Source organism: Pseudomonas sp. GW821-FHT09E12 (genome assembly GCF_059416085.1).
Window position 1 is genome coordinate 60,448 of sequence record NZ_JBWKOM010000004.1, and the last position, 10,497, is coordinate 70,944.

The window sequence follows — 10,497 nt, forward strand, 5'->3', positions numbered from 1 at the left end:
GTGATGGGGTGCCTTATGTCTGGCCGGATAAACAGCGATGCTGTGGTGGTAAAACGTTGGTGCAGGGGACATTCATGGCGTTTCGCAGAGAGCCGCAATTGCTGGATACGGCCGGGCCGGGCATCGCCAATCGGCTGGCGAGCGACGCACAGCACCTGGTCGCGGTGCTGCGGGCGTACTGGCTGCTGCCGATTTTGCTGCTGGCGGCGGCCACCCGTTTCTACGACCTGACCGCTGCGGCCATCTGGGGCGATGAAGGCTCCAGCCTGTTGCTCAGCCGCTACGGCCTGAGCGAACTCTGGGTGCATGCCGCCCACGATGTGCATCCACCGCTGTACTTCATGCTGCTGCGCGGCTGGATCGCGCTGTTTGGCGACGGCATCTTTGCCATTCGCAGTTTCAGCGCCTGGCCGGGGATCGTCTGTGTCGGCCTGGGGGTGTGGCTGGTGGCGCAGATCGCCAGCCGCCGTGCGGCGATCCTCGCCGGGTTCCTGCTGGCCCTGCTGCCCACCGCCGTGCGCTACAGCCAGGAAGTGCGCATGTATGCCTTGCTGGGGGTGTGGCTACTCGGCGCCACCCTGGCCCTGGTGTACTGGCTCAGGCAGCCCCGGCGCCAGCGCTACCTGGTGTATTACACGCTGCTGATGAGCGCGGCGTTCTACACCCACTATTTCACCGCGCTCTGCGTGCTTGCCCACTGGGCGTACCTGTTGCTGCTGCGCCTGCAAGCGACGCCTGCGAGCCGGGCGATCAACCAGCCGGGCTGGTGGCTGGCCAACCTCGCCATTGTCATACTGTTCGCCCCCTGGCTGCCGGGGCTGGTGGACCTGCTGCAGCATATCGACCAGCTGAAAGCCAGCGGCGATGTGGGCTGGGAACCGTCGGTGGAGTTTTTTTCATTGCCCTCGATGGTCTGGCAATTGCTGACCCAGGACGATGGCGAAAGCCGTTCCCCGCTGCTGTTCGCGGGCCTGCCGCTGCTGGTGCTGAGCGTTGTCGCAATGCTCGCCTGGCGCGACCGCACGCCCTGGCGCTGGAGCTGGCTGCTGGCGATCTACAGCGTGCTGCCGCTGTTGCTGGTGTTTGCGGTGTCATTCGTTACGCCGGTGTTCATCGAGCGCTACCTGACGGCCTATGCCCTGGGCCTGCCGCTGCTTTTCGCGATGGCGATCGACCGGCTGCTGGAGCATGCCCAGGTGCATGCCCGCGCGCTGGCGCTGGCGGTCCTGCTGCTGTTCGCCGGGGCCGAGGGGGTCGGCCTGAACAACAACGCCACGGTGGATAGCAACGATCAGATCAGCGTGCTGGTGGACTACGTGAACCAGCGCTACGTGGCCGGCGACCGGATCGTCACCAGCGACCTGCTGTGGTACCTGAGCTACGTCTACTACAACCGTACCGACGCCCAGCCGCTGCTCTACACCCCGCCCACGCCCGCCGGCGTCTCCACTCGGCCCAACGCCTATGGTTTCGGCACCCTGGTCGAGCAGCAGGCTGACAGGCTTTACCTCGACCGGCTGTCGGCGTTGCCGGTGGGCAGTGGTCGCGTCTGGCTGATCGGCACGGCCGACCAACCCGACGAATTCGCCCCGCTGCCGGCGCAATGGCGAAAAACCGGCGAGTTCACCGCCGGCGGAGTCACGGCGCGGTTGCTGGTGATATGCGGCGTGGCGCAGGGGCAGGCGTCGGTACAAGCACTGTGCACCCAGGCTGGGAAGCCTGCTGGATAGCGGTCTTGGGCGGTTTTGCGCAAAAAATCGGCCTGTGAACCGGTCGATGACGAAAGGCAGAATTCAGGGCCAGCAGTGGCTTAATCGGTTCACGTCCAGTCCCAGAGCGGCGAGTGTTTTTAAAACACACGTTTTTTATGGTTTTTGCTTCGAATTGATATCAAAGCACCACTAGTTGGTTTTCTGACCTTGCACTACGCTTTTCCCTACAAATGGACTTATAGCTAGGGTGAAGGGATTGCCGCAGTTCCATTTTATTTCCGGTTTACCGCGCTCAGGGTCGACCCTGCTGTCGGCCATCCTGCTGCAGAACCCGCGCTTTCACGCCGGCATGACCAGCCCGGTGGGTGCGCTGTTCAGCGGCATCCTCGAACAATGCAGCGCCGGCAGCGAATTCGGCGCGGTCATCGACATCGACATGCGCCGCCGCCTGCTGCGCGGGCTGTTCGACTCCTACTACGCCGACAAGGCCGATAAACCTGTTGTCTTCGACACCAATCGCCAATGGTGCGCGCGCCTGCCGGCCTTGAAGGACCTGTTTCCCAAGGCCAAGACCATCGCCTGTGTGCGCAATGTCGCCTGGGTCATGGACAGCCTGGAACGGCTGTACCGGGCCAACCCTTTCGAAAACACCAAGCTGTTCGGCGATGCGGTCGAGCGCAACTCGGTCTACAGCCGCTGCGAAACCCTGGCCCAGCACAACCGGCTGGTGGGGTATGCCTGGACCGCCTTGAAAGAAGCCTATTACGGCGAAAACGCCGATTCGCTGCTGATCGTCGACTACGACCTGTTGAGCCAGGCCCCGGGGCGGGTGATGCGGCTGATCTACGACTTTATCGACGAACCCTGGTTCGAACACGATTTCGACCGCCTGGCCTACGACGCGCCCGAGTTCGACCAGGCGCTGGGGGTCGCGGGCCTGCACAAGGTCAAGGCGCGGGTGGCGCTGCAGTCGCGGCGCACCATCCTGCCGCCGGACCTGTTCGAGAAGTATGCGGAGCTGTCCTTCTGGAAAGACGGGGCATCCAGCGCCGCCAATGTCATTCGCATGAAATCCGACGCCGCGGTCCGTTGACCGCGGTTTTCATTTGCACCTTTCAGCACGTTCGAGTCCGGGTGAGCATCATGTGGTGGAGCAAAGGCAAGTCGCGGGTCAATCAGCGGGCCACCGGGCGGGCGAATGCCCTGGCCTCTCCGATGATCATGCCGCTGGAGCCGCGCATGCTGTTCGACGGTGCGGTGGCGGCGACGGTGGCCGATGTCGCCCAGCCGGACAGCCACACCACCACGGACGTGGCCAAGACGCCGACCGCCGCCGATCAGCCGAGCGTCAGCCAGGACACCCATGGCCAGGCCGATGCCGCGCCTGCCGCGACCCCGACCGCGGTACCGGGGCTGACGGTGGTGTTCGTCGATTCGCGGGTCAAGGACGCCGACAGTCTGCTCCAGGGCCTGGCACCCGGCACCCAGGTGGTGCAACTGGGGGCGAACCAGGATGGCCTGCAGCAGATCGCCGATTACCTGGACCAGCACCAGGGCGTCAGTTCGGTGCAGATCATCGCCCACGGCAATGCCGGCGACCTGTGGCTGGGCAACAGCTACCTCTCGGCTGACAACGTCCAGGCGCGCAGCGCGGTGCTGGCGGACATCGGCCAGGACATGAACGCCGGCGGCGATATCCTGATCTACGGCTGCTACACCGCCGAGGGTGAACGCGGCCTGAGTTTCGTCGACTCGCTGGCGCAACTCACCGGTCGCGACGTGGCCGCCTCCAGCGACCGCACCGGCCTGGGGGGCGACTGGGAACTGGAGATCGCCACCGGCACCATCGAAAGCGCCAACGTGCTGTCCACCCAGGCCATGCAGGATTATCAGTGGGGGCTGGCGACCTGGACCGCCACCAACAACGCCAACACCGGCGTGGGTTCGTTGCGGGCGGCGCTGGCGTCGGCGCAGAACGGCGACATCGTCACCTTCAGCAGCGGCATGACGGTGCAGCTGACCTCCGAACTGCTGGTCAACAAGAACGTGACCATCGACGGCGACCTGAACAACGACGGCGCGGCGGACGTGATCCTCGACGGCCAGTACCGCACTCGCGTCATCGAAGTGACCGCGGGCAGTACCGTGACCCTCGATGGCCTGGTGATCACCCGGGGCCTGGTCTCGGGCAACGGCGGCAATGGCGGGTATGGCGCGACCGGCGCCATGGCCGGGGGGATTTTCAACGCCGGCAACCTCACCCTCAACAACGTCACCGTGACCTCCAACGCGGCCTCGGGTGGCGGTGGCGGGGGCGGTGTCACCGGCGCGTTCTACGGCGGTGGCGGTGGCGGCGGCGGCGGGCTGGGCGGCCAGGGCGGCGGCCACGGCGGTTCCGCCGGCCCCGGCACCGGCACACTGGGCGGCCAGGCTGGCAGCGGTGGCGTGGGCGGTTATGGCGGCGGCTACGACGCCACCCACATGGGCGGTCGCGGCGGTACCAGCACCGGCGGCGCCGGCGGCGTGGGCGTGTCTTATTACAGCAACGGCGGCAACGGCGCCTCGGCCACCAACGGTACGATTTCCATCGGCGGCGGTGGCGGCGGCGCGGGTTGGGACAAGGTCGGCGGCGCGGGCGGCAATGCCGCCGGCGGGATCTACAACGCCTCCAGCGGCACCCTCACGGTGATCGGCACCTCGACCATCAGCAACAACATCGGCGCGGGCGGCGGCGGTGGCGGTGGTGGCGGCCAAGGCAGCAACGCCAGCAATGGCGGGATTGGCGGCCGCGGCGTCGGCGCGGTCTGGAACAAGGGCACCTTCCTGATCACCGCCGCCAACTTCGCCGCCCTGAGCGGCAACGCGGCGGCCAGCGGCGCCGGTGGCGTAGCGCTGGGCGGTGGCAGCACCGGTACTTCGCCGACATCGGTGGCGACCATCTACAACGACGGCGGCATCCTCAATACCGCCTATGCACCACCGCCCACCGCGACCATAGTGGTCGCGGACACCGCGCTGAAAATTGGCGAGACCTCACTGGTGACCATCACCTTCAGCGAGGCGGTGACCGGCTTCACCAACGCCGACCTGACCATCGCCAACGGCACCCTGACCGCGGTGAGCAGCAGCGACGGCGGCATTACCTGGACCGCCACCTTCACCCCGACTTCGAGCATCACCGATACCAGCAACGTCATCACCCTGGATAACACCGGGGTCATCAATGGCCTGGGCACCGCCGGGGTCGGCACCACCGACTCCAATAACTATGCGATCGATACCGTACGGCCGACCGCGACCATAGTGGTCGCGGACAACGCCTTGAGGGTCGGCGAAACCTCGCTGGTGACCATCACCTTCAGCGAGGCGGTCAGCGGCTTCACCAACGCCGACCTGAGCATCGCCAACGGCACCCTGAGCGCGGTGAGCAGCAGCGACGGCGGCATCACCTGGACCGGCACTTTCACCCCAAGCGCCAGCATCACCGATACGACCAACCTGATCACCCTGGACAACACCGGCATCGCCGACCTGGCCGGCAACGCCGGCAGCGGCACCACCGATTCCAACAACTATGCGATCGATACGGTGCGCCCGACCGCGACCATCGTGGTCGCCGACAGCACCCTCACGGCGGGCGAAACTTCCCTGGTGACCATCACCTTCAGCGAAGCGGTGAGCGGCTTCACCAATGCCGACCTGAGCATCGCTAACGGCACCTTGAGCGCGGTGAGCAGCAGTGATGGCGGCATCACCTGGACCGCCACCTTTACCCCGACCGATGGCATCAGCGATAGCAGCAACCTGATCACCCTGAACAACACCGGCATCGCCGACCTGGCCGGCAACACCGGTAGCGGCACCACGGACTCGGGCAACTACGTGATCAACACCGCGCACCCGACGGCGACCATAGTGGTGGCCGACAATGCCCTGAGGATCGGTGAGACCTCGCTGGTGACCATCACCTTCTCCGAGGCGGTGACGGGTTTCACCAACGCCGACCTGACCGTCGCCAACGGCACCCTGAGCGCGGTGAGCAGCAGCGATGGCGGCATTACCTGGACCGCCACCTTCACCCCGAGCGCCAGCATCACCGATGCCACCAACCTGATCACCCTGGACAACACCGGCGTCCAGAACAGCGTGGGCAACCTGGGCCAGGGCAGCACCAACTCCAACAACTACGCGATCGACACGGTGCGGCCGACCGCGACCATCGTCGTTGCCGATACCGCACTGAGAATCGGCGAAACCTCGCTGGTGACCATCACCTTCAGCGAAGCGGTGAGCGGCTTCACCAACGCCGACCTGAGTATTGCCAACGGCACTTTGAGCGCGGTGAGCAGCAGCGATGGCGGCATCACCTGGACCGCGACCTTCACTCCGAGCGCCAGCATCACCGATACGACCAATCTGATCACCCTGGATAACACCGGCATCGCCGACCTGTCCGGCAACGCCGGCAGCGGCACCACCGATTCCAACAACTATGCGATCGATACGGTGCGCCCGACCGCGACCATCGTGGTCGCCGACAGCGCCCTTAGCGCCGGTGAAACCTCGCTGGTGACCATCACCTTCAGCGAAGCGGTGAGCGGCTTCACCAACGCCGACCTGAGCATCGCCAACGGCACCTTGAGCGCGGTGAGCAGCAGCGATGGCGGCATCACCTGGACCGCCACCTTCACCCCGACCGTTGGTATCAACGATGCCAGCAACCTGATCACCCTGAACAACACCGGCATTGCCGACCTGGCCGGCAACAGCGGCAGCGGCACCACCAACTCCAACAACTACAGCATCGACACCGTCCTGCCGACCGCGACCATAGTGGTGGCGGACAACGCCCTGAAGATCGGTGAAACCTCGCTGGTGACCATCACCTTCAGCGAGGCGGTGACCGGCTTCACCAACGCCGACCTGACCGTCGCCAACGGCACCCTGAGCGCGGTGAGCAGCAGCGATGGCGGCATCACCTGGACCGCCACCTTCACTCCGAGCACCAGCATCACCGATGCCACCAACCTGATCACCCTGGACAACACCGGCGTCACCAACGCCTCCGGCAACGCTGGCAGCGGCACCACCGACTCCAACAACTACGCGATCGACACGGTGCGCCCGACCGCGACCATCGTGGTCGCCGATACCGCGCTGAGAATTGGTGAAACTTCGTTGGTGACCATCACCTTCAGCGAAGCGGTCAGCGGCTTCACCAACGCCGACCTGAGCATTGCCAACGGCACTTTGAGCGCGGTGAGCAGTAGCGATGGCGGCATCACCTGGACCGCGACCTTCACTCCGAGCGCCAGCATCAGCGACACCAGCAACCTGATCACCCTGGATAACACCGGCATCGCCGACCTGGCCGGCAACGCCGGCAGCGGCACCACCGATTCCAATAACTACGCCATCGATACAGTGCGCCCGACCGCGACCATCGTGGTCGCCGACAGTACTCTCAGCGCCGGTGAAACCTCGTTGGTGACCATTACCTTCAGCGAAGCGGTGAGCGGCTTCACCAACGCCGACTTGAGCATCGCCAACGGCACCCTGACGGCCGTGAGCAGCAGCGATGGCGGTATCACCTGGACCGCGACCTTCACCCCGACCGTCGGCATCGCCGATGCCAGCAACCTGATCACCCTGAACAACACCGGGGTCAGCGACCTGGCCGGCAACAGCGGTAGCGGCACCACCAACTCCAACAACTACAGCATCGACACCGTCCTGCCGACCGCGACCATCGTGGTGGCGGACAACGCCCTGAAGATCGGTGAAACCTCGCTGGTGACCATCACCTTCAGCGAGGCAGTGAGCGGCTTCAGCAACGCCGACCTGACCGTCGCCAACGGCACTTTGAGCGCGGTCAGCAGCAGCGATGGCGGCATCACCTGGACCGCCACCTTCACCCCGACGTCGAGCATCACTGACACCAGCAACGTCATCACCCTGGATAACAGCGGAGTGACCAACGCCTCGGGCAACGCCGGCAGCGGCACCACCGATTCCAACAACTATGCGATCGACACCGTGCGTCCGACGGCGACCATAGTGGTCGCCGACAGCGCCCTGGGCGTGGGCCAGACCAGTACCGTGACCATCACCTTCAGCGAGGCGGTGACCGGCTTCACCCTGGCTGACCTGACCGTGGCCAACGGTACGCTGAGCGGCTTGAGCACCAGCGACAACATCACCTACACGGCGACCCTCACCCCGACTGCCAGTATCAGCGACAGCAGCAACCTGATTACCCTGGATAACACCGGTATTGCGGATGGGGCGGGCAACGCCGGCAGCGGCACCACCGACTCCAACAACTACGCCATCGACAGCCTGCGTCCGACCGCCACCATCGTCCTCTCCGACTCGACCCTCAAGGCCGGCGAAACCTCGGTGGTGACCATCACCTTCAGTGAAGCAGTGAGCGGTTTCGACAACAGCGACCTGACAGTGGCCAACGGTACCCTGAGCGCAGTGAGCAGCAGCAACGGCGGTATCACCTGGACCGCCACCTTCACCCCGACGGCGGGCATCACCGACCTGAGCAACCTGATCACCCTGAACAACACCGGTTTCACCGACGTGGCCGGCAACAGCGGTACCGGGACCACCAGCTCAGCCAACTACAGCATCGAAACCGTAGTGCCGACGGCCACCCTCGTGATCGCCGACACGGCCCTGAAGGCTGGCGAAACCTCGCTGGTGACCATCACCTTCAGTGAGGCGGTCAGTGGTTTTGACAACAGCGACCTGACGGTGGCCAACGGTACCCTGAGCGCGGTGAGCAGCAGCGATGGCGGCATCACCTGGACCGCTACCTTCACGCCGACTGTGGGTGTCGGCGATACCAGCAACGTCATCACCCTGAACAACAGTGGCGTGATCAATGTCTCGGGTAATACGGGCAGCGGCACCACCGATTCGAACAACTATGTCATCGACACGGCTCGCCCAACGGCGACCATAGTGGTGGCCAACCCGATCCTGCCGATTGGCGAAACCAGCCTGGTGACCATCACCTTCAGCGAGGCGGTCAGCGGTTTCGACAACAGTGACCTGACGGTGAGCAACGGCACCCTGAGCGCGGTCAGCAGCAGCGACGGCGGCATCACCTGGACCGCGACCTTCACCCCGAACGTCAACGTCAGCGATGCGACCAACCTGATCAGCCTCAACAACAGCGGGGTCAGTGACGCGGCGGGCAACGCCGGCAGCGGCAGCACCGACTCGAACAATTTCATCATCGACACCGGGCGGCCGACCGCCACCATCGTGCTGGCCGACACGGCCCTGAAAGCGGGTGAAACCACCACGGTCACCATCACCTTCAGCGAGGCGATCAGCGGCTTCACCAACTCGGACCTGACAGTGGCCAACGGTACCCTGGGGGCCCTGAGCAGCAGCGATGGCGGGGTGACCTGGACCGCCACCTTTACCCCGGCCATCAACATCAGTGACAGCAGCAATCAGATCACCCTGAACAATGCCGGAGTGATAGACGCCGTCGGCAACACCGGCAGCGGCACCACCGACTCGGCCAACTACGTCATCGACACCGTGCGCCCCACCGCTACCGTGGTGGTCGCCAACCCGATGCTGGCCGTGGGCGACACGTCCCTGGTGACCATCACCTTCAGCAAGGCGGTGAGCGGCTTCGACAACAGCAACCTGACGGTGGCCAACGGTACCTTGAGCATGCTGAGCAGCAGCGATGGCGGCATCACCTGGACCGCGACCTTCACCCCGAACACCAACCTCAGCGATACGAGCAACCTGATCACCCTGAACAACAGCGGGGTCAGCGACGCCTCGGGCAATACCGGGCTGGGCAGCACGGATTCGAACAATTACCTGATCGATACCCAGCGGCCGACCGCGACCATCGTGGTCGCCAACAGCAGCCTCGGCGTGGGCCAGACCAGCAGCGTGACCATCACCTTCAGCGAAGCGGTGAGCGGCTTCACCAACTCGGACCTGACGGTGGCCAACGGCACCCTGAGCGCCCTGGGCAGCAGCGACGGCGGCCGGACCTGGACCGCGACCCTGACGCCAACCGCCAATATCAGCGACACCAGCAACCTGATCACCCTGAACAACAGCGGGGTGAGCGACTCCTTCGGCAATACCGGCACTGGCAGCACCGACTCCAACAACTACGCGATCAACACCGTGCCGGCGGCCAACCCACCCACGCAGTTGCCGGTGGGCGATCCGGAATTCCGTTCGAGCGACCCGGTGGTTCCGCCGCTGCCGCCTTATGTGCAGCTGCAACCCACGGTCACCACGCCACCCGTTGGCGACCTGGGCTCGCCACTGGCCTTCGCGCCGTTGTTCGAGCAGCGGGTGCTGGGCGATGGCATCCGGCCGCTGGGGGATATTTTCATCAATCGCGGGGCCCTGGCGCCGAGCTTCATTGCCCAGGTGTTCGGCAGCAGCGATGCCGGGGGCGATGGCAATGGCCATGGCTTCCTCGGCTTCGGTGGCGGCGATGGCGGGGTGTTCAGCCAAAGCACGCTGTCGCTGCTGTTCGACCAGGACTCCGCCGAGGATGGCGGTTCGCTGAAGTCTTTCGGCGACAAGCCCAAGGCCGGCGATCTTTCCCAGGGCGGGCGCGGGGTGTTCGGGGCACCGTCGCTGACCCAGCAATTGCAAGTGATGCAAGACACAGAACAACGGCCGATCCGCGATCTGGCCAAGGCGTTCGAACAGGCCGGCATCAGCGCAATGCAGGCCTGAAACACTACATAAATACGATGCGGCACCCAGGGGCGAGACAAGG

3 protein-coding genes are annotated in these 10,497 nt (G+C 64.9%); all 3 read left to right on the forward strand.

The window, feature by feature from the left end; genetic code table 11:
- Positions 1 to 74: 74 nt before the first annotated feature.
- The 3 genes from AC07PQ_RS12215 (at position 75) to AC07PQ_RS12225 (ending at position 10,454) form a co-directional block, all read left to right on the forward strand.
- Positions 75 to 1,730 carry a glycosyltransferase family 39 protein gene (locus tag AC07PQ_RS12215; RefSeq protein ID WP_493185582.1) on the forward strand — a complete coding sequence of 552 codons (1,656 nt, stop codon included), beginning with the start codon at positions 75 to 77 and terminating at the stop codon, positions 1,728 to 1,730.
- A 229-nt stretch (positions 1,731 to 1,959) separates the two neighbouring features.
- Positions 1,960 to 2,805 carry a sulfotransferase family protein gene (locus tag AC07PQ_RS12220; protein ID WP_493185583.1) on the forward strand — a complete coding sequence of 282 codons (846 nt, stop codon included), beginning with the start codon at positions 1,960 to 1,962 and terminating at the stop codon, positions 2,803 to 2,805.
- A 50-nt stretch (positions 2,806 to 2,855) separates the two neighbouring features.
- Entirely contained in the window at positions 2,856 to 10,454 is a 7,599-nt protein-coding gene (locus tag AC07PQ_RS12225; RefSeq protein ID WP_493185584.1) for an Ig-like domain-containing protein, read from the forward strand.
- The last annotated feature ends 43 nt before the right edge of the window (positions 10,455 to 10,497 follow it).